Genomic DNA, 20,161 nt, shown 5'->3' with positions numbered 1-20,161 from the left:
CGAAGAGGGTCGACCCAACGCGCTACTCGCTCATCCCGGCGAACTGCGCCTCGACCAGCCGCGCGTACGCGCCGCCCCGCGCGACGAGCTCGTCGTGCGTGCCCTGCTCGACGATCGCGCCCGACTCCATCACGAGGATGAGGTCGGCGTCGCGGATCGTCGACAGCCGGTGCGCGATGACGAAGCTGGTGCGGTCGCGCCGCAGCATCGCCATCGCTCGCTGGACGAGCAGCTCGGTGCGGGTGTCGACCGAGCTCGTCGCCTCGTCGAGGATCAGCACGTTCGGCCGGGCGAGGAAGGCGCGGGCGATCGTGATGAGCTGCTTCTCGCCGGCCGAGACGTTGCCGCCCTCGTCGTCGAGCAGGGTGTCGTAGCCGTCGGGCAGGGCGTGCACGAAGCGGTCGACGTAGGCCGCCCGCGCCGCGGAGACGATCTCCTCCTCGGTCGCGTCCGGCCGGCCGTACGCGATGTTCTCGCGGATCGTGCCGGCGAACAGCCACGTGTCCTGCAGCACCATGCCCATCCGCGAGCGCAGGCCGGCGCGCGTCATCCGCACGATGTCCTCGCCGTCGAGCGTGATCCGGCCGCCGTCGAGCTCGTAGAACCGCTCGAGCAGGTTCACGAGGGTCGTCTTGCCGGCGCCCGTCGGCCCGACGATCGCGACCGTCGACCCCGGCTCCGCGGTGAGGGAGAGGTCGCGGATCAGGGGCTTCTCCGGGTCGTAGGAGAACGCGACGTGCTGGAGGGCGAGCCGGCCCGCTGTCTCCTGCGGCATCGCCGCGTCCTCCGGATCCGGGCTCTGCTCCTCCGCGTCGAGCAGATCGAAGACGCGCTCCGCGCTCGCGACCCCCGACTGCAGCAGGTTGGCCATCGAGCCGAGCTGGCTGAGCGGCTGGGTGTACTGCCGCGAGTACTGGATGAAGGCCTGCACGTCGCCCAGGGCGAGCGAGCCGTTCGCGACCATCAGCCCGCCGGCGACCGCGATGGCCACGTAGACGAGGTTCCCGATGAACATCGTCGCGGGCATGATCAGGCCCGAGACGAACTGGGCGCCGAAGCTCGCCGTGAACAGCGCCTCGTTCTCCGTGCGGAAGCGCGCCTCGACCTCGCGGTGGCGGCCGAACACCTTGACGAGCGCGTGCCCGGTGTAGCCCTCCTCGATCTGCGCGTTCAGCGCCCCGGTGTGCGCCCACTGCGCGACGAAGAGGGGCTGCGAGCGCTTCGCGATCCGCGTCGTCACGACGATGGTGAGCGGGACCGTGACGAGGGCGATCAGCGCGAGCAGGGGCGAGATGATCACCATCATCACGATCACGCCGAGCACGGTGAGCACCGAGTTCACGGCCTGCGAGAGGGTCTGCTGCAGGCTCTGGCTGATGTTGTCGATGTCGTTCGTGACCCGGGAGAGCAGCTCGCCGCGGGGCATGCGGTCGAAGTAGGTGAGCGGCAGGCGGTGGATCTTCGCCTCGACGTCCTCCCGCAGCCGGTACACCGTGCGCTGCGTGACCGCGTTCAGCACGAAGCCCTGCAGGTACGAGAGCACCGACGAGGCGACGTAGAGCGCGAGCACCAGCAGCAGCAGCGCGCCGAGGGCGCCGAAGTCGATGCCCTGCCCCGGGACGAGGGGGAGCGGTCGCAGCAGGTCGGCGAAGCTGTGCCGACCGGTCGCGTCGAGCTGCTGGATCACCTGCGCTTTCGTCGGGCCGGGGGGCAGCCGCTTGCCGAGGATGCCGGCGAAGATCAGGTTCGTCGCCTGCCCGAGGAGCTTCGGCCCGATCACGGCGAGCACCACGCTCGAGACGCCGAGCAGCAGCACGAGCGCGACGGAGGAGCGCTCCGGACGGAGCCGGCCGAGGAGGCGCTTCGCCGAGGGCCCGAACCGCATCGCCTTCTCGACGGGCATGCCCATGCCCCCGAAGGGACCGCCGCCCCCGCCGGGGCCCGGTCGGCGGGCGGGGGGACCCGCGGGGCGGGCCGGCGCCGACGCGCTCATCGGGCCTCCTCCATCGAGAGCTGGCTCGAGACGATCTCGGCGTACTCGGGCGACGACTCGAGCAGCTCGGCGTGCGTGCCCGAGGCGACGACGACCCCGTGCTCGAGCACGAGGATCCGGTCCGCCTCGACGATCGTGGAGACGCGCTGCGCGACCACGATCACGGTGGCGCCGGCGACGTCCCGCCCGAGCGCGGCGCGCAGCCGCGCGTCGGTCGCGGTGTCGAGCGCCGAGAACGAGTCGTCGAAGACGTAGATCTCGGGGCGCTTCACGAGCGCGCGGGCGATCGCGAGCCGCTGCCGCTGCCCGCCGGAGACGTTGGTGCCGCCCTGCGCGATCTCGGACTCGAGTCCGGCGGGCATCGCGCTCACGAAGTCCGCGGCCTGCGCGGTCGTGAGCGCTGCCCAGAGCTGCTCGTCGGTCGCGTCCGGGTCGCCGTAGCGGAGGTTCGAGGCGATCGTGCCGGTGAAGAGGTACGCCCGCTGCGGCACGAGGCCGATGCGCGACCAGAGGTCGTCGGGGTCGAGGTCGCGCACGTCCACGCCGTCGATCAGCACGGCGCCGTCCGTCACGTCGAAGAGGCGGGGCAGCAGGTTCACGAGGGTCGTCTTGCCGGCGCCGGTGCTGCCGATGATCGCCGTCGTGCGACCCGGCTCCGCGGTGAAGGAGAGGTCCGTGAGCACCGGGGACTCGGCGCCGGGGTAGGCGAAGGTGGCGTGCCGCAGCTCGACGACGCCGCGCCGCGCCGCCGCGGCGACCGGGCGCAGCGGCGGGGCGACGCTCGACTCGGCCTCCAGCACCTCGCCGATGCGGTCGGCGGACACGGACGCGCGGGGGAGGATCGCGGCGAGGAACGTCGCCATCATCACCGCCATCAGGATCTGCACGAGGTAGGTGAGGAAGGCGGTGAGCGCGCCGACCTTGAGCGACCCGTCGTCGATGCGGAACGCGCCGAACCAGAGCACCGCGACGCTCGACACGTTGAGGATCAGGAGCACGATCGGGAACATCGCGGCGAACCAGCGCCCCGCGCGCACCGCCGTGTCGGTGAGGGCGAGGTTCGCCTCGGCGAACCGCTCCGTCTCGTGCCGCTCCCGCACGAACGCGCGCACCACGCGGATGCCGGTGAGCTGCTCCCGCAGCACGCGGTTCACGGCGTCGATGCGCACCTGCATGAGCCGGAACTGCGGCACCATCCGCGACACGATGAGGAAGACGGAGACGAGCAGCGCGGGGACCGCCACGACGAGGATCCACGACAGCTGCACGTCCTGCTGCAGCGCGAAGATCACGCCGCCGATGCTCATGATCGGGGTCGCGATGAGCATCGTGCAGGTCATCAGCACGAGCATCTGCACCTGCTGCACGTCGTTCGTCGTGCGGGTGATGAGCGACGGCGCGCCGAACCGCGACAGCTCGCGCTCGGAGAACGCGCCGACGCGGGTGAACACGGCGAGCCGCACGTCGCGGCCGAAGGCCATCGCGGTCCTCGCGCCGAAGTAGACGGCGACGATCGAGCAGGCGATCTGCACCACCGTGATGACGAGCATGACCGCGCCGAGACGCAGGATCGTGCCGGTGTCGCCCTTCGCGACGCCGTCGTCGATGATCTGCGCGTTGAGGCTCGGCAGGATCAGCGAGGCGATCGTCTGCGCGGCCTGGAACAGGATCACCCCGAGCAGCAGCAGGCGGTAGGGGGCGAGGAAACGCCTGAGGATGCGGCCGAGCACGCGCTCTCCTTCCGGCGCCCGCGAGCCGTGCCGGACGCCCCGCTCACGGTAGGGAGGCGCATCGCAGCGGGCAAGAGCGGCGACGGCCACCCGGCCGCGATCCCCATCGTGTTCGCGCTCCGCAGAACGCGCGCCACCCGGACACGGGCTCCGTACCAGCGCCGGCCGGGGGGCGCAGGAAGCGGAACCTGCGCGCGGCCGGCGTCGCAGCCCCTACCCGCGGCGCTCCGGGTCCTGGGGGCTGTCCGTGACGAGCGCGTCGGTGCGCTCGTCACGGCTGCGCTCCGTGAGCCCCTGCAGCTCCTGGTCGGGCGCCTCCTCGACCGCGATGAGCCGGCCCTGGGCCTCGGGCAGCGAGCGGAGCACCTCGTCGAGCTTCAGCTGCAGCGCCGACTGCTGCCGGGACTGCGTGTGCTGGATCGCGAAGAGCATCACGAGCGTCACCGTCGAGCTGGCCACGTACAGCACGTTCTCCCACCAGGCGGAGAAGCCCACCGCGAGACCCACGAGGATCCACACGAGCACCACGGCCGTCACGACGATGCCGCTCGTCGCGTGTGCGCTCGCCGCGCCGAGCCGGTGCAGCACGAGGCTCGATCGCGACCGCGCCGGCGGCCGGCGCTCGCGGAACAGCCCACGGCGCCAGCGCGGGGTGTCGTCGTCCGGCTCGTCCACGGGCGAGAGCGTACGGCGGGCGGTGCCGCAACGACCGAGCGCCCCCGCCTCGAGAGGCGGAGGCGCTCGACGATGTTCGACCGGCCCGGCGACCGCCTCTCGGCGAACGGCCGCTCGAAGCGGCGAGATATGAGGCCCGGGGGTTCGAACCGGACCGGTCGGAGGGATCAAGCCGCGGGCGGCTCCGTGTATTCCCCGGCGCGTGCTGGCAGCCCGACGAGGCCCGCCACGGCGAGCAGCAGTGCGAGCGCGCCGAGGCCGACGGGCACGCCGAGCGGCGCGGCGAGCAGCCCCACGAGCGTCGGGGCTCCCGCGTCGCCGAGCTCGCGCCCGATCTCCGCGTCGCCCATCGTGCTGCCGAGCCGCTCCGCGGGGGTCGCCGCGGCGAGCGCCGCGAAGCCGAGCGGCGTGAGCAGGCCGACGCCGGCGCCGATCGCGAGCGCGGCGACGAGCACGGTGAGGACGGACGGCAGCAGCGCGACCGAGGCGAAGCCCGCGGCGGCGAGCAGCGCCCCTCCCGTGGCACCGGCGCGGTACGGCAGCCGCCCCGCGTCGGCGGCGCGGCCGGCGATCGGCTGCATCACGGCGGAGGCGATCGCGAGCACGGTGACGGCCGCGGTCGCCGCCGGCAGCGGCAGGCCGAGTCCCCTCGCGACCGCGGGCAGGAACCCCGCCGCCGTCGCGGTCGAGCCGGCGCCCGCCGCGAGCAGGGCCACCGGCCGGACGAAGGAGGGGGAGGTGCGCCGGCGCAGCAGATCGGCGACCGTGGAGCGCCGGCCGCGGGGGAGCGGCGGCAGCGCGGGGAGCGCGAGGGCCACCCAGGCGGCGGCGACCGCGGCCACCAGCGCGAGCGCACCGAGCAGCAGCGGTGACCCGCCGAGCGACGCGAGCACGCCGCCGAGCAGCGGGCCGAGCGCGTATCCGAGGCTCTTCCAGGAGCCGTAGCGCCCGAAGGCACCGCCGAGCCGCTTCCCGCCGCTCAGCCGGGCGACCGCCGCGGACGACGCGGGGGAGAAGGCCGACGCCGCGGCCCCCTGGCCGAAGCGCACGGCGACCACCGTGGCGGGAACCGCGAGCACCGCCCCGAGCAGCGACACCGCAGCGAAGGCGAGCAGGCCCCCGACGATCACCGGCTTCGGGCCGACGCGGTCCGTCAGCCGTCCGAAGACCGGCTTCAGCAGCACCTCGGCGAGGTCGTACACGGCGAGGGCGACGCCGAGCCCCAGCAGCGCCGCGCCGAGATCCTCGTGCACGGCCCCGCCGAGCACCGCGGCGACGCCGTTCGCGCCGAACGCCGTCGTGAAGCCGGCGAGGAGGAGGGGCGCGGTCCGGGCCCTGGAGCCCGCCGCCGTCGTCACGCGCGCCGGGCGGTGGTCTCGCGCATGTGCTGCACGAACCGCTGTCCGCGGGCGCGGTTGGCGGGGGTGTCGAGCAGCGGCCACACGCGGGCGGCGACCTGCTCCGCGGCGTCGCGCACCTCGGTCGCGGTGCGCCGGCCGCCGAAGACGAAGGGATCGCCGAACGGACGGGCCGCGGGGCGGTCGGCCGGGCGAGTGCCGCGCCGGCGGAGCACGCGCGCGGCGAGGCCGCTCAGCACCCAGACGAGGATCCGTCGCTTCATGATCGTGGTTTCCTTCCGAACGGATGGGGTTGTAGCAGCGATTACATCACGGATTGCAGCGCGACTGTGTCGAAGTAGTGTTCGCTCTCGTGAAGGACTCGGAGATCCGCTGGGTGCTCGCCCTGGTGCAGATGCCCGGCGCCGCCGCCCGGCACCGCGTGGCCGTCTGGCGCGAGCTGCGCAAGATCGGCGCCGTGCCCGTCGTCGCGGGCGCCTGGGTGCTGCCCGACAGCCCCGCGTTCCGCGGTGGCCTCGCCCGAGCGGAGGAGCTGTGCCGCCGCGGCGACGGCACCTTCGCCGTGCTCGACGTCGCACCCCGAGGCGAGTCGGCGGAGGCGGCGCTCCGCAGCGCCTTCGTCGCCGCGCGCGTCGACGAGTGGACGGAGTTCGAGCGCGACGGCGTGAAGTTCGAGCAGGAGATCGCGAAGGAGACCGGCAGGGCCAAGTTCACCTTCGGCGAGCTCGAGGAGGAGGAGCAGAGCCTCGACCGGCTCCGCCGCTGGTACCGCGACCTGAAGCGGCGCGACGTGCTCGAGCTGCCGGAGGCGGCGCGGGCGGAGCAGCGTCTCAAGGCGTGCGAGGAGGTGCTGGAGCAGTACGCCGAGCAGGTGTACGCGGCGATGCGCGGCGGGGCGTCGCTCGGCGACGAGCCCGACTGATGCCGGGCGTGACACGCCCCGAGTGGGCACGTCTTCGCGACTCCTCAGCGCGCCGCGGCGAGCATCCGTCCCCGACCCTCCCCTCCCGACCGGAAGGCCGCATGACGCTCCTCGCCACCCGGGTCAAGGCCCTCACCGGCCTGATCCTGCTGCTCGCCCTGCTCGCGCTCGGCATCCTCGCCCGCACGACCCGGGTCACGAGCTACGACCTGCACCTCGATCTCGCGGTGCGCGCGCACCGGTTCGGCCTCGCCAGCGGGCTCTTCGAGGCGCTCACGGCCGCGGCGAGCGAGGTCGTGGGGCTCGGGCTGCTCGGCGCGGCCGCCCTGCTGCTGCTCGTGCGCCGCCGGCGCTTCGACGCGGTGCGCCTCGTGCTCATGGCCGGAGCGGCATGGACGCTCGCCCTCGTCGTGAAGCACGTCGTCGCCCGGCCGCGGCCCCCGGCCTTCCTCGCCCTCGTGCGCCCCGACCCGTCGGGCAGCTTCCCGAGCGGCCACGACACCACCGCGTGCCTCGTCGTGGTGATCGCCCTGTTCGCCACCGTCGGGCTCGGCCTGCGGCTCCGCGCCGCGGTCGTCGGGCTCGCCGTGCTGTTCGCGGTCGGCGTCGGTGCCAGCCGCGTCTACCTCGGCGACCACTACCCGACCGACGTCCTCGGCAGCTGGCTCGTCGTCGCCGCCGCCGCGCTGCTCGTCTGGGCCGCCACCGATCTGCGTCCCGTGCGGCGGATCCCCCTGCTCCGGGCGCCCGAGCCGCTGCCCGCGTACTGAGCCGCTCCGGGCGTCGCTCGAGCAACGCCCAGCAGACGGCCAGACAGGGCGACGGGGCGCGGGAGAGGGTGTCCGCATGACGCTCGAGCGCGAGAAGCCGATCGCCCCGCCCCGAGGGGAGCGGCGCGACGTGGGCGAGGCCGTTCCATTCGGGATCCGCCTCGCGGGCGCCTGGTCGTGGCGGGTGATCGCCACCGCGGTCGTCGGCGCCGGCATCCTCTACCTCTTCGGGCGACTCGCCGAGGTGGTCATCCCGGTCGCGGTCGCCGTGCTGCTCTCCGGCCTGCTCACCCCCGTGAAGACGTTCCTCCTCCGGCGGCACGTGCCCAGGTGGGTCGCGGTGCTCGTCGCGTTCCTCGGGCTGCTGATCGCCATCGCGGCGCTCATCACGCTCGTCGTGCTCACGGTGCAGAGCGGTGTCGGGAACTTCCAGGGCAGGCTGCTGCAGCAGTACCGCACCTTCCTCACGTTCCTCGCGAACAGCCCGCTGCACATCTCGCAGTCCGCCGTCGACAACGCCATCGCCTCGGCGCAGACCACGCTGAAGGCGAACTCGGGGAAGATCGCCGCGACGGCGCTCACGGGCGCCGACTTCGTGCTCCATTTCCTCATCGGCCTGCTGCTCACCCTCTTCATCACGCTCTTCTTCCTCATCGACGGCGCCGGCATCTGGCGCTGGTGCGTCCGGCTCGCACCGCGCCGCGCGCGCCCCGCGATCGACGGCGCGGGCCGAGCCGCCTGGATCTCGATCGGGCGCGACGTGCAGGTGCAGGTGGTCGTCGCGGTGATCGACGCGGTCCTCATCGGCGTCGTCGCGGCGCTGCTCCACGTGCCCTTCGCGGTGCCGCTCGCCGTGCTCGTGTTCCTCGGCGCGTTCATCCCGATCGTCGGCGCCGTCACGACCGGCGCGCTCGCGGTGGTGGTCGCGCTCGTCTACAACGATCCGATCAACGCGCTGCTCATGCTCATCGGCGTCATCGCCGTGAACCAGCTCGAGAGCCACGTGCTGCACCCGATCCTGCTCGGCGGCGCCGTGCGGCTGCACCCCGTCGCCGTCGTGATCGCGGTCGCGCTCGGCTCGCTGCTCGCCGGCATCATCGGCGCGGTGTTCGCCGTGCCGATCGCGGCGGCGGGCAACTCGGCGATCCGCTACATCGCTGGCGGCCAGTGGAAGGAGCGGCCGCAGCCCCCGACCGAACCGGCCGAGACGCAGGGCGACCCGTCACCGCGCCGCGACGACGACCCGCGCCCGGGCGACGTCACCACCACGGCCTGACCGAGCCCGCCCCCCGGACTGGGGCGGTGCGGATGTGCGGACAGACAGGTCGTTCTGTCCGCACCGGCGCTAGTCTGATGGCACGCGGTACCCGACCGCGGAACCGGGACCATCCGCCCGGAGCAGGCTCGACGATCCTTCGTGCGTTGCGACCTCCCGACGCACGGGCACGGCTCACCCTCCGTGCGCGATCCGCCGGGCGGTCGACCTCCCCGCAACCGACCGCCCGGCCCCCCGGCCGCTCTCCTGCTCGGCGTGGCGGGTCTCCGCCTCCGCCGGTCCACGCCGGTGCGGTGGCATGCTGCGCGCGTGAGAGATGGACTGTTCAGCCGCGAGCCCCGCGCCTGGGCGGCGACCCGTGCCCGCGGCGTCGTCCTCGTCGGCGCCGTGGCAGCGGTGACCGGGGCACTCGCTCCGCAGCACGCCGGGCAGGGGTGGCGGTCGGCCGTGCTCGCGACGCTCGGGGTGGCGGTCGTGCTGTTCGGCGCCGGCTGGCTCGTGGCGCTGCGCCGCTCGACGCGCACGCTGCTCGCCGGGCGGGTGCTGCTCGGTCTCGCCGCCGCCGCCGCGGCGGCCGCCGGCGTGACGGAGACCGCCCTCGGCAGCCTTCCGTTCGGCGTCGGTCTCGTCGCCGTCGCGATCGCCGTCGCGGTCTTCGCGGCGCTGCTGCCCAGGTTCCTCGCGCAGGTCGACTGAGACTCAGCCCACTGCGATGCAGGTGACGGCCGCCGCGGCGACGGCGAGGCCGCCCGCCTTCAGGCGACCGAGCCGTTCGTGCAGCACGAGCTGCGCGAGCAGCACCGTGCTCGCCGGATAGAGCGCGGTGAGCACGCTCGTCACGACGAGCAGGCCCTGACGTGTCGCGACGAGGAAGAGCACGTTCGCGGTCATGTCGGCGACGCCGGACGCGAGGATGATCGGGAGCCCCGGCCGGGACGGCCGGAGCGAGCGCCGCAGCAGCAGCGCCAGCCCCACGACGAGCGAGATGGACGTGACGCGGGCCGCCGCGACCGGCACGATGCCGCTTCCGGCCGCGGAGCGCGACAGCAGCACGAAGAAGAGCCCGAACGCGGCGCCGGAGAGCAGCGCCCCGATCACGCCGCGGTCGTGCCGCAGGGTCGACCAGCGAGGGAGCCGTCCGCCCTCGGCACTCACGAGCACGACGGCGATCACCGCGAGCAGCACGCCGACGACGGTGACGCCCGACGGGCGCTCGCCGAGCGCGAGGCCGGCGAGCACGGGCACGGCGGCCGCCGTGACGGCGGTGACGGGGGCGACGACGCTCATCGTGCCGGTCGCGAGGCACCGGTAGAAGGCGAGCAGACCGACGCCGCCCGCGATGCCCGCCGCGGCGCCCCAGAGCGCCGAGCCCCAGTCGAACCGGGTCAGCACGAGCAGCGCGGCGGGGGCGAGCACGAGCAGGCCGGCGAGCTGCCCGAGCACGATCACCGCGTGCAGGGGCGACCGCTTCGTCGCGAAGCCGCCGAGGAAGTCGGCGACGCCGAACACCACCGCACCGACGAGGGAGAGGAGGACCGCCACGGGGAACGATCGAATCAGGTCCGACCGACCTCGGTCGCCGAGGTCAGGCGCCGATGCGGAGCAGGTCGAGCATCGCGGGCTCGCCGGCCGCCTCGGCGAAGACCTCGAACGCGTCGGCCACCTCGCGCCGGCGCGACTCGGGGATGCGGTCGAGGATCGCCGCGATCTCACGCCGGCGGCCCGTGGTCACCTCGTCGACGAGTCGCTCGGCCTTCTCGGTGGCGCTCACGACGACCTCGCGGCGGCTCTCCGGGCTCGGCGTCCGTGACACCCAGCCGAGGTGCTCGAGCCGGGCGACGGTGCGGCTGAAGGTCGAGGGGTTGCTCTCGAGCATGGCGGCGAGCGCCCCGAAGCCCTGCGGCCCCGTGCCGATGAGCAGCACCAGCACGCGGAACTGCGCGAGCGTCACCTGCTCGAGTGCGGGTGCGAGCGTGCGGCCGATGAGGGCGAGCATCGCGCGCGAGGCGAACAGCACGGCGTCGGTCTCGGCGAGCGGCCCCTCGGTGTTGAACGTCGCCACCGTCACGGCGTCCTCCGGCTCCTGATCGCGCGCGCCTCCGGCAGGATCGGAGCCGACGGCGGATGCCGTTGCGCGCTCGCAACAGATGCCAGGGTACAACGGCGCCCTTGGACCGGCGACTGGTCCTCGGGTGGGCGAGAGCCGCTCAGGCTACTTCTGCAGGTGCCAGAGCTCCACCTTCATGTGCGGGTAGAGGTGCTGCAGCAGCCAGCCGACGCTGCCGCCGTAGCGCTGGTTGTTCGTGTGCGCCACGTACTGGATGTCGGTCGAGCCGTCGGGCAGCGTCACGATCTTCGACACCACCGCGGTGTGCCCCCAGGTGTGGCCCTTCTTCGTGGTGTCCCAGTCGAACAGGATCACGTCGCCGACGCTCGCCCCGCCGCGCTGCCACCAGTACAGGTGCCGCGCGAGGTCCGGGCGGGAGCCGAGCCATCCCCGAAGGGCGACCGTGTTGACCCAGCTCGCGCTCGCGATGGGCGTGCCGGCCTTCGTGCTGCCGCTGTTCCACCAGGCGGGCGACGGCGTCCAGCCGCGTGCGAGCAGCGTCTGGCTCGCGAAGTTCGCGCAGTCGTTATCGACGTAATAGCCGAATCGGGGGCTCGCGAAGAGGTTCCAGTGCGCGAACGCGTACTGCATCTGCTTGTCGAGCCCGTCGACCACCTTGTAGGTGTAGGTGATCGTCGTCGGAACGGTGGTCCCGTCGTCCGACAGCAGCGATATCGGCAGCACGGCGCCCTGGTATTCGGGGGCGGTGCTCATCGTGAAGGTCGCCGTCGTGTCGCTCGTCACCACGAGGTCCGGAGCGGCGACGCCGTCCACGAGCACGGCGGCGAGGTCCGAGAACCCGGAGCCCGAGATCGTCAGGGTGCGGGAGCCGGCGCTGTGGCCGCCGTAGTGGCTGAGCGCCGTGGCGGAGGGCTCGGGGACCGGTGCCGGCGTGGGCGGAGCGGTCGGGGTGCCGGTCGGGGTCGGGGCCGGCGTCGGCGGAGCGGTCGGGCTGCCGGTCGGCGTCGGCAGGGGCCCGGGTGCGGGCGTGTCGGCCGCGGCGGGCGCGGCGAGGCCGAGGACGAGCAGCGCGGCGGTCGCCGCGGTCGGGACGAGGAGTTTCAGCTGCGGCACGGTACGTCGATCTGTGAGATGGCATGAAGTACGGGGTTCCGCAGTGCGTATCGGCACCGGGATCGGCGCGCACGCCGATAGAATCCCGGAACCGGGCCTTCCCCCTATTCGATTCTGCAGGGGGATTCCGAATTCGACGTCCCCCCTTTCGTGTCACGGAATTCGGATTCGGGATCGGAAGAGGGTCATTCGAGCGCCGAACAGAGGCAGGCATGGCGGGACCGCAGCGATTCCGCCCCCTCGCGCGCCACGGCCGACTGCCGACGCCCGGCCTCGCGTCGTTCGTGCTGAAGGCGCTCGGGCTCGCCCTCGCGGTGCTGCTCGTCTCGGGCGTGAGCATCGCGGCCGTCGCCTACGGCCGGGTCGCCGCCCAGATCGATGCGAACAAGGTCGATCTCGGCGGCAGCGGCGCCGTGCCGAGCATCGGTGCGCACTCGGGCACCGTGAACCTGCTGCTCGTCGGCAGCGACAGCCGCAACGGCCAGAAGGGGCATTACGGCGAGAACCCGGGCAGCACCCTCAACGACGTGAACATCCTGCTGCACATCAGCCAGGACCACACGAAGGCCGAGGCCATCAGCTTCCCGCGCGACCTCTACGTCGACGTGCCCGCCTGCCGCGACCCGTCGAACGGTCGCCTCCTGCCGCCCGAGACCTCCGTGAAGATCAACACGACGCTCGAGTACGGCGGCGTCGGCTGCACCCGCGACACCATCCAGAGGCTCACCGGCATGCAGATCCCCTACGTGGGGCTCATCAGCTTCGACGGCGTCGTCGAGATGTCGAACGCGGTCGGCGGTGTGCCGGTGTGCGTGGCGAGCCCGATCAACGACGACTACACCGACCTGCACCTGACGAAGGGCGTGCACGTGCTGCAGGGCACGACCGCGCTCAAGTTCCTCCGCACCCGGCACGGCGTGGGCGACGGCAGCGACGTCACCCGCATCAGCTCGCAGCAGGTGTTCCTCTCCGCGCTCGTGCGCAAGATGAAGAGCACGTCGACCCTCACCGATGTGACCAAGCTGTACGGGCTCGCCACTGCGGCGGCCGACAGCATGACGCTGTCGACGACCCTCGCGAACGTCGACACGATGGTCTCGATCGCCGAGGCGCTCGCGCCGATCTCGCTGTCGAAGTTCGTGCTCGTGCAGTACCCGACGAAGCTGACGCTCGACGGCAGCGGCCTCGAGCCGAACACGGAGCCCGACAAGGTCCTCATCGACGCCGTGAAGGGCGACAAGACCCTCCGCCTCGCGGCGAAGCAGAAGGGCGCGACCGAGGGCAGCGGCTCCGTCGTGCAGGGGCAGATGCCGAGCACGGGCTCGCCCTCGCCGAGCCCGTCGGCAAGCGCCTCCTCGAGCCCGTCGCCGTCGCCGTCGTCCTCGCCGTCGTCCTCGGGCGACGGAGTGGACCTGCCCGACACCGTCACCGGCCAGACCGCCGGCGAGCAGACGTGCTCGGTGGGCAACGACCTCGGTCGGCGGTGACCGCGGAGCGCCCCCGATCCGGGCGGCCGTGCGGCGTGGCGATCGCACCGCGGCCGGGCGGGTAGCCGGCGTAGGGGCCCTCGGGCCGGCGGGCGCCCCAGCCCCGGAGGCGGACCGGTGAACGGCCGCACGGGCGCCGCTGCGCGTGCAGGATCGTTGCGTTCGTGCAGGTCCGTGCGGTAACAACGAGCGACCCTGCGAGCCCGAGGAGGCGCCATGCCGGTGGTCCACGGCGTCCGATGGGCGCTCGCCGAGCGTCCCGACGGTCACTCCTGGGAGGTCGTCGGCGACGGCGGGGTGGGCGCGGAGCGCGTCTACGGCGTCATCACGCTGCGTCAGGACGGCTACTCGGTGCAGGACGAGGCCGCTCGCATCTACGGGCCGTTCCCGACCCTCGACGAGGCCGCCTACCCGCTCGCCGTGCGCGAGTCGGGACGCGACCCGGGCGGACTGCTGCTCGGCGAGCCGCGGCCTGCGCCAGTCGTGCCGCCGCCCGTGCCGGGCGGCTCGGCGGTCGAGCAGCCCGCCGGGACGCCCGCCCTGCCCGCGCCGCCGGTGTCCGGCTCCGCCGGCGTGGTCGCCCGCCTCCGCGGTCGGCGCTGGTCGCCGCCGCCCGCGAACCTCGTCGTCTGGACCGTCGTCGGGCTGGTGCTCGTGCTCGCGCCCCGGATGGCTGCCGCTCGCCGTCGCCGGGCGTCGCTCGTCGAGCGCGTGGCGCGGAAGGTGCGCTGAGCGTCAGGCGTCGCGCAGGCGCGCGGTCGTCGTCATCGTGAGCGTCGTCGCGCCCGGCACGACCGCGGTCTCGAGCCGCACGGTCACGGCCTCGAGCTCGCCGAGCGAGGCGAGGTGGGTGCCGCCGCACGCGAGGCGCGCGGTGCCCTCGGGAAGGTCGCAGACCCACTCGCGGAGATCGCCGAGGCCGTCCGCGGTCCGCTCGATGCGCACCCCCGCTCCCGTGCCGAGCCACGCCGCGAGCAGGGCGTCGGCAGCGGCCGCGATCGTGTCGGTGTCGCCGAGTGCGGCGGGGTCGAAGCCCCTGCGGCGCAGCGACTTGCCGACCCGGTAGGCGTCCTCGGCGCCGCCCGGCAGGATCGTCGACCGCTCGATCGCGAGTCGGTCGAAGGCGGGGGCGCCGAGCGGATCGGCGTCGACCGGCTTCGTCCACGACTCCGCGAGCGCGGCGTCGAGGGCGAGCGAGGCGAGGTGGCACGCCGTGTGCCCGGCGGAGAGCGACCGTCGGAGCCGCTCGTCGACCTGCACGCGCACCGCGTCCCCCTCGGCGAGCGGCGCGTCGCCGGCGAGGAGGTGCACGACGACGAAGGCCCAGCCCTCGGTGCCGCGGCGCACGGGCACGTCCTCGCCGACGTAGAGCGCGGTGCCGTCGGTCGCCCCCACGACGGCGTCATCGAGGGGCGCGGCCGTGCCGTTCGCGGTGACCGTGGCGCGGTCGGCTCCCTGGTCCGGCCAGCCCGGGTCGACGGGGTGGACGGGCGTGCGGTCGAGCAGCACCGCCAGCCGGCCGTCGCTGCGAGGCTCGGTGTGCAGCACGACGGCGTCGGCGCTCGTCGTGCCGTCGGGGAACAGGACGACCGTGTCGGCCGGGGGCAGGGTCACCGCAGCACGCTAGCCGGGCCCCGCCCGGTCACCGCTCGATGCGCTCGAGGCGCAGCATCGCCGCCAGGTTCCTGTCGAGCTCGTCGTCCTGGAAGACCTTCTTCCAGTCGTCGCGCACGATGCTGCGGCGGCCGTACTCCATGGCGATGAGGCACGCGTCGCTGAAGGGGTTGTCGCCGCGGAGGCCGTTCGCGAGCGCGACCTGCGTGTGGCCGTAGAGGATCGAGCGGGCGGCCGCCTCGGGCACGCCCATCGTGTGCACGGCCTCGTGCAGCGCGTCGTTCAGCAGGGCGCCGATCATGCACGCGATCGTCTCCACGAGCGTCGGCTCGAGCTGCGCGAGCTGCTTGACCGTGACCCAGTGCACGTCGATGACGGGGGCGTAGATCGCGCGGACCGTCGCCTCGACGATCGCCTTCTTCGCAGGGTCGTCGGACTCGATCGCGGCGATCGCGTCCTGCGGGGCGGCGATGCCGCCGAAGGTGTCGGCCCACTGCTCCTTCGTGGTGCGCTCGAGGAAGATCGACGGGTGGCAGGGGTGCGCCACGGCCTGCACGACGTCATCACGGGTCGTGAGCAGGCCCGCGTACGCGGCCGCGGGGTCGAGCGTGAGCACGATCGAGCCCGACTTCATCCGCGGCACGAGGTCGGCCGTGACGGGACCGAGCGCGAGGTCCGGGACGGCGAGCACCACGATGTCGGCCTCGGCGACCGCCTCGGGGCTGTCGGTGAGCTGGCGGCCGGCGTCGCGGACGCGCTCCTGCCCGGCAGGCGAGTTCTCGCTGTAGAGGACGGTGTGGGATGTCCTCGCGAGGTTGTCGGAGACGCGCATGCCCATCTTGCCGCCGGCTCCGATGACGGCGACGGTGATGCTCTCGGTGCTCACGGGGTGCTCCTCAGGTGCTCGAGGGCGACACGGGTCCATTCGGCCTCGGTCGCGGTGGTGGTGGCTGGGTCGCCCTGCCAGGGCAGCCAGTGCTCGACGATCTCGTTGATGCCGCGCTCGGCCGGACGCACGACCGCGCGGAGGGCGGCGTAGTCGTGCAGCCCCGTGCCGAGCGCAGCGCCGGAGTAGACGAAGCCGACCCAGCCGGGCTGCCGGGCGAAGGCGAAGTCCTTCACGTGCACGCTGCGGGTGACGGCCGCGCACCGCTCGATCACGTCCTGCGGGTGCTCGAGCCGGGCGACGGTGTTCGCCGGGTCGAGGCAGATGCCCAGCGCGGAGGAGCCGATCGCCTCGACCAGCCCGACGAGGTCTGCGGTGGCGACCTGCTCGTAGGTCTCGAGCACGAGCGCGACGCCCGCGGCCTCGTAGTCGGGGAGCGCGGCGCGGAGCAGCAGCCCGGCCTCGGGCACCGACGGCGGAGCCCCGGTGATCATCGTGCGGACCAGGCGGGCGTCGAAGAGGTCGGCGAGCCGGAGGAAGCGGGCGAGGTGCTCGGGCGCCACGCCCCTCGTGCCGAGCTCGATCGCGACCTCGAGGTCACGGGCGGCTGCGGCCGCGTCGCGCAGCTCGCGCTCGGTCATCGCCTCGAGCGGCGCCCAGTCGCAGATCTGGAACAGCCGGGCGCCGAGGTCGCGGGTCTCGGTGAGCACATCGACCAGCCCCATCGGCGCGGGCACGCGGTCGGACTGGCGCCAGAAGAAGGCGTAGCTGCCGAGCCCGATCACGCCTCCCAGTATGCGCAGCGGGCCCGGAAGCGTCAAACCGGTTGACCGGTGTTCGGTGCCTCGCCACCGTCCTGAGTAGCATCGAGGCGTGCCCGCGTACCGCGACGATCGCTCCGCGGAGATCGCCGCGTCGCTCGACGCGCTGCCGGCGGGCTCGGCGGTCACGGTCGTCGCCACGCGCCTGCTCGACCTGTTCACGAGCGGCCGCATCACCCCTGGTACGCGCCTGCCGCCGGAGCGGCAGCTGGCCGCGACGCTCGAGGTGGGACGCTCGGCGGTGCGCGAGGCGCTCGCCGCGCTCGAGATCCTCGGCGTGGTCGACGTGCGCCCCGGTTCGGGCACCTACCTGCGGGGCAGCGCGAGCGAGCTGCTGCCGCAGACGCTCCGCTGGGGCCTGCTGCTCGGCGAGCGGAGCACCGCCGACCTGCTCGAGCTGCGCAGCGGGCTCGAGATCTTCGTCGCCCGGCTGGCCGCGGAGCGCCTCGACGAGCGCCAGCTCGCGAGCCTCGGCCGCCACGTCGAGCGGATGCGCGACGCCGCCGGCGACCTGAATGCGTTCGTGAAAGCCGACCTCGCGTTCCATCACGAGCTCGCCGACGACGTCGGCAACGCGCTGCTGCTCGACCTGCTGCAGGTGGTGCGGTCGCTGCTGCGGGTGTGGGCGGACCGCGCCGTGCAGGACGCGGCTGAGGTCGTCGCAGCCATCGAGGAGCACGCCGCGGTGCATCGTGCGCTCGTCGCCCGCGATCCCGATGCCGCGGCGGCCGCGATGGCCGCGCACATGGCGACGGCCTCGGCGCGCCTCGCGGCAGCCGCCGCGTCCTGACCCGCGACCTGCGAGGGATTCCCGGATGCGGGGACGCGTCCGGTCTCATCCCGCCGCTCGGCGGCCCCCCGGCATGCCGCGCGGACGCGTCAGACGCACCCAGGCGAAGGGGGCGAGGACGACGTCCTGGGCGGTGGCGTCCGGCCACTCGAGCGGCAGCCGTTGCTCGCGCGGCGCGAGGTTCGCGACGAGCGCCGTCCAGCGGTCGCCGTCCAGCGCTCCGAGGGCCCAGAGGTCGTCGCGGCCCGGGTCGTCGTCCTCGAGCATCGGCCGGTCCGAGATCGCCGCGAGGGCCTCGACGGCCTCGAGCACCGGCAGCGGCTCGCCCGCGGCGGTGACGACGCCCCGCGGCCCCCACCACTCGAACCAGGTGAGCGATGCGACGCCCTGCACGGCGCACGCGGCGGCGCTCGCGACGGTCCAGGCGGCGAGTGCCGCGGACGCCTGGCGCGGGTCGGTGGCGTCCTCGAGCTCGGCGCCGTAGCCATCGGAGAGCTCCGCGGCGCGGGGCCGGGCCGCCGCGGACGTCGCCACGGCGTTGAACCGTGGCCGGAGCGTGATCGGGCCGACGTGCACCGGCCGCTCGCCCGCGATCGCCACCGCGTCGAGGGCGACGCGGCGTTGCATCGCGAGCGACTCGACGAGCTGGCTGCGCTCGCGCGCGTGCATCTGGGGCGTGACGCTGCAGGTGACCGCGGCCAGCTCCTGCGGGAGGCGCTCGTGCGTGCGGTTCAGCTCCGCGAAGTGCGACCGCGCGCCGCCGACGGCCGGTACTCCGCGGGACCCGAGCGCGGCGCGCAACGCCTCGAGCAACGGGGCCTCCGTGACGTGCGTCGAGGCGTCGAAGACCCCGAGGCGCGCGAGGTCGACCCGGGCGAGGGCGGCGACGGCCGGCGCGACGTCCGTCGGTCCGCGCGCCACGAGCCGCACGTCGAGCGGCAGCCCCCGCGCCTCGACGAGAGCGCGACGCAGCGCCGCCCGCCACGACGCGGTGGTGAGGTCGAGCTCGACGAGCAGCGCATCCGCGGGAGGCCGGCCGAGCAGCGGCGCGGGATCCGGCGCGGTCGAGGCGCCGAGGCCGACCTGCGGCACGGGGCGTCCGGCGTCGCGGAGCCGGATGCGCTCCCGTCGCACCGCGGCCGCGGCCCCCTTCGCTGGGCGCCAGGTGAGGGTCAGCGCCTGCTCCACGCGGGCGCCCCGCGGCAGCAGCGCGGGGAACGGCAGGTCGAGCGGCGTGCTGTAGGTCTTGAAGGAGGCGTCGGTCCAGTTGCGCTGGTCCTCCATCTCGAACACGTCGCCCTCGACCGCGAGGCCACCGCGGCCCGCGTGGTCGTCCCACTCCAGGGCCGCGATGCGGCGCGCGGGCTGGTGCGGCGCGATCCGCTCCGGGAAGCGCGTCGCGGTGCGGCTGCCGTCGGGCGCGACGACGGTCAGGTTCCGTCCTGCGACCTCCGGGGGATGGAGGACGACGAGCCCGACGCGGTTGCGCAGGAAGTCGGTGCGGGAGACCGCCGTGAACGCGATCCGCAGCGCGTCGCCACGGGTCTCGACGACGAGGCGGCCGTCGAGGTCGGCGCCGAGTCCCGCCATCCGCAGCTCGAGCGCGAGCGACGTGTCCCCGACCTCGGTGCCGAGCACGGCGACCGGCACGGTGCCCCAGTCGCGGTCGCGCGCCACGGCCCGGACCGCGCGGAGCACGCGGTGCTCGCCGAAGCGGAGGTCGGCGAGCTCGTCGCCGCGCAGCTCGAGCGACCACGGGCCCGAGCGCCAGGCGTCGGGCACGGGCTCCGAGGTGCCCCACGCCGCCTCGGCTGCGGCGTGCTCCTGCTCGCGCGTCATGTCAGATCGTCGTCATGCCGCCGTCGACCGCGAACAGCGCCCCGGTCGCGAACGCGCCGTCGTCGCTCGCGAGGAACACCATCGCGCCCTCGACGTCCTCCGGCCGTCCCGCGCGGCCGAGCGGGATGCGGCCGATGATCGCGGCGCGCGACCCGGGGTCGTCGGTGATGGCCGTGACGAGACCCGTCTCGGTATAGGCGGGAACGACGGTGTTGACGCGGATGCCGTTGCGGGCATACGCGGCCGCGACCGTGCGGGCGAGGCCGTGGATGCCCGCCTTCGAGGCGCTGTAGGCCGTGAAGTCGGCCCCTTCGCCGTTCAGCCCGGTCGGGCTGCCCGTGAGGATGATCGAGCCGCCTCCGGTGTGGAGCATGGAGCGCACCGCGTGCTTCACGGTGAGGAAGGTGCCCGTGAGGTTCACGTCGATCGTGCGCCGCCAGTGCTCGAGCTCGAGGTCGGCCGCCTTGGCGTCGAGGCCGAACAGCTGCACGCCGGCGTTCGCGACGACGACGTCGGGGCTCCATCCGGCTGCTGCCAGCTCGGCGAACGCCCGCTCGACCGAGGACTCGTCCGCGATGTCCATCACGGCCGCCCGCCCTCGGCCCTCCGCGGTCGCGCCGGCCGCGGCCCGCGCCCCCTCGTCGTCACGGTCCGCGTAGACCACGCGCGCGCCCTCGCGCGCGAAGCGGTCGGCGACCGACCGGCCGATGCCCGTCGCCGCACCCGTCACGAGCGCCGTCCTGCCCGCCAGTCGACCTGTCATCCGACTCCTCCTCGCGTCCGGCAGTCAGCGTAGCAACCGGTCAACCGGTTGCGCAG

20 protein-coding genes are annotated in these 20,161 nt (G+C 73.9%); 7 read left to right on the top strand and 13 right to left on the bottom strand.

The window, feature by feature from the left end:
* Nucleotides 1-22 precede the first annotated feature (22 nt).
* The 5 genes from QDR37_RS06020 to QDR37_RS06000 form a co-directional block, all read right to left on the bottom strand.
* Complete coding sequence (locus QDR37_RS06020; protein WP_279712702.1) at nt 23-1,993, bottom strand: ABC transporter ATP-binding protein; 1,971 nt, start codon at nt 1,991-1,993, stop codon at nt 23-25.
* A complete protein-coding gene (locus QDR37_RS06015) occupies nt 1,990-3,723 on the bottom strand; it encodes an ABC transporter ATP-binding protein (protein WP_279712701.1) in 1,734 nt (577 codons plus the stop codon). The genes QDR37_RS06020 and QDR37_RS06015 overlap by 4 nt, the downstream gene beginning before the upstream one ends.
* A gap of 213 nt (nt 3,724-3,936) precedes the next feature.
* The gene (locus QDR37_RS06010; protein ID WP_279712700.1) at nt 3,937-4,398 is read right to left on the bottom strand and encodes a low affinity iron permease family protein; all 462 of its coding nucleotides are present in this window, start codon (nt 4,396-4,398) and stop codon (nt 3,937-3,939) included.
* 167 nt (nt 4,399-4,565) lie between these two features.
* Nucleotides 4,566-5,756 (bottom strand): MFS transporter, encoded by a 1,191-nt coding sequence (locus tag QDR37_RS06005; RefSeq protein ID WP_279712699.1) that lies wholly within the window; start codon nt 5,754-5,756, stop codon nt 4,566-4,568.
* Nucleotides 5,753-6,019: a hypothetical protein gene (locus tag QDR37_RS06000; protein WP_279712698.1), complete on the bottom strand. Its 267-nt coding sequence runs from the start codon at nt 6,017-6,019 to the stop codon at nt 5,753-5,755. The genes QDR37_RS06005 and QDR37_RS06000 overlap by 4 nt, the downstream gene beginning before the upstream one ends.
* 89 nt (nt 6,020-6,108) lie before the next feature.
* Here QDR37_RS06000 and QDR37_RS05995 point away from each other — a divergent pair, with 89 nt between their 5' ends.
* The 4 genes from QDR37_RS05995 to QDR37_RS05980 all read left to right on the top strand — a co-directional run bounded on the left by QDR37_RS05995 (nt 6,109) and on the right by QDR37_RS05980 (nt 9,420).
* The gene (locus tag QDR37_RS05995) at nt 6,109-6,678 is read left to right on the top strand and encodes a Chromate resistance protein ChrB (protein ID WP_279712697.1); all 570 of its coding nucleotides are present in this window, start codon (nt 6,109-6,111) and stop codon (nt 6,676-6,678) included.
* 101 nt (nt 6,679-6,779) lie between these two features.
* A complete protein-coding gene (locus QDR37_RS05990) occupies nt 6,780-7,448 on the top strand; it encodes a phosphatase PAP2 family protein (protein WP_279712696.1) in 669 nt (222 codons plus the stop codon).
* 76 nt (nt 7,449-7,524) lie between these two features.
* Nucleotides 7,525-8,724 carry an AI-2E family transporter gene (locus QDR37_RS05985; RefSeq protein WP_279712695.1) on the top strand — a complete coding sequence of 400 codons (1,200 nt, stop codon included), beginning with the start codon at nt 7,525-7,527 and terminating at the stop codon, nt 8,722-8,724.
* A gap of 309 nt (nt 8,725-9,033) precedes the next feature.
* A complete protein-coding gene (locus QDR37_RS05980; RefSeq protein ID WP_279712694.1) occupies nt 9,034-9,420 on the top strand; it encodes a hypothetical protein in 387 nt (128 codons plus the stop codon).
* Between the two features lie 3 nt (nt 9,421-9,423).
* Here QDR37_RS05980 and QDR37_RS05975 read toward each other — a convergent pair whose 3' ends face one another.
* The 3 genes from QDR37_RS05975 to QDR37_RS05965 all read right to left on the bottom strand — a co-directional run bounded on the left by QDR37_RS05975 (nt 9,424) and on the right by QDR37_RS05965 (nt 11,905).
* Nucleotides 9,424-10,266, bottom strand: a complete 843-nt coding sequence (locus tag QDR37_RS05975) for an EamA family transporter (RefSeq protein ID WP_279712693.1) — start codon at nt 10,264-10,266, stop codon at nt 9,424-9,426.
* Between the two features lie 43 nt (nt 10,267-10,309).
* Complete coding sequence (locus tag QDR37_RS05970) at nt 10,310-10,792, bottom strand: MarR family transcriptional regulator (RefSeq protein WP_279712692.1); 483 nt, start codon at nt 10,790-10,792, stop codon at nt 10,310-10,312.
* Between the two features lie 144 nt (nt 10,793-10,936).
* Complete coding sequence (locus tag QDR37_RS05965) at nt 10,937-11,905, bottom strand: amidase domain-containing protein (RefSeq protein WP_279712691.1); 969 nt, start codon at nt 11,903-11,905, stop codon at nt 10,937-10,939.
* A gap of 212 nt (nt 11,906-12,117) precedes the next feature.
* Here QDR37_RS05965 and QDR37_RS05960 point away from each other — a divergent pair, with 212 nt between their 5' ends.
* Nucleotides 12,118-13,392: an LCP family protein gene (locus QDR37_RS05960; protein WP_279712690.1), complete on the top strand. Its 1,275-nt coding sequence runs from the start codon at nt 12,118-12,120 to the stop codon at nt 13,390-13,392.
* Between the two features lie 216 nt (nt 13,393-13,608).
* Nucleotides 13,609-14,124: a hypothetical protein gene (locus QDR37_RS05955; RefSeq protein ID WP_279712689.1), complete on the top strand. Its 516-nt coding sequence runs from the start codon at nt 13,609-13,611 to the stop codon at nt 14,122-14,124.
* Between the two features lie 3 nt (nt 14,125-14,127).
* Here QDR37_RS05955 and QDR37_RS05950 read toward each other — a convergent pair whose 3' ends face one another.
* The 3 genes from QDR37_RS05950 to QDR37_RS05940 are packed head-to-tail and all read right to left on the bottom strand — an operon-like array spanning nt 14,128 to nt 16,677.
* The gene (locus tag QDR37_RS05950) at nt 14,128-15,006 is read right to left on the bottom strand and encodes a metal-dependent hydrolase (RefSeq protein WP_279712688.1); all 879 of its coding nucleotides are present in this window, start codon (nt 15,004-15,006) and stop codon (nt 14,128-14,130) included.
* A gap of 28 nt (nt 15,007-15,034) precedes the next feature.
* A complete protein-coding gene (locus QDR37_RS05945) occupies nt 15,035-15,892 on the bottom strand; it encodes a phosphogluconate dehydrogenase C-terminal domain-containing protein (RefSeq protein ID WP_279712687.1) in 858 nt (285 codons plus the stop codon).
* The gene (locus QDR37_RS05940) at nt 15,889-16,677 is read right to left on the bottom strand and encodes a TIM barrel protein (protein ID WP_279712686.1); all 789 of its coding nucleotides are present in this window, start codon (nt 16,675-16,677) and stop codon (nt 15,889-15,891) included. The genes QDR37_RS05945 and QDR37_RS05940 overlap by 4 nt, the downstream gene beginning before the upstream one ends.
* 88 nt (nt 16,678-16,765) lie before the next feature.
* Between QDR37_RS05940 and QDR37_RS05935 the strand changes: the two genes are divergently transcribed.
* Nucleotides 16,766-17,503, top strand: a complete 738-nt coding sequence (locus QDR37_RS05935) for an FCD domain-containing protein (protein ID WP_279712685.1) — start codon at nt 16,766-16,768, stop codon at nt 17,501-17,503.
* A 45-nt stretch (nt 17,504-17,548) separates the two neighbouring features.
* Here the strand turns inward: QDR37_RS05935 and QDR37_RS05930 are convergent, their stop codons facing one another.
* Both QDR37_RS05930 and QDR37_RS05925 read right to left on the bottom strand, forming a co-directional pair.
* Complete coding sequence (locus QDR37_RS05930) at nt 17,549-19,342, bottom strand: hypothetical protein (protein WP_279712684.1); 1,794 nt, start codon at nt 19,340-19,342, stop codon at nt 17,549-17,551.
* Nucleotide 19,343: 1 nt separating this feature from the next.
* The gene (locus QDR37_RS05925; protein ID WP_279712683.1) at nt 19,344-20,105 is read right to left on the bottom strand and encodes an SDR family NAD(P)-dependent oxidoreductase; all 762 of its coding nucleotides are present in this window, start codon (nt 20,103-20,105) and stop codon (nt 19,344-19,346) included.
* Nucleotides 20,106-20,161 lie beyond the last annotated feature (56 nt).

Origin of the sequence: Amnibacterium sp. CER49, from assembly GCF_029846255.1 — a bacterium.
Lineage (GTDB): Bacteria > Actinomycetota > Actinomycetes > Actinomycetales > Microbacteriaceae > Amnibacterium.
The sequence above is the reverse complement of the archived record's forward strand: the minus strand, read 5'-3'. Positions and strand labels throughout refer to the sequence as shown.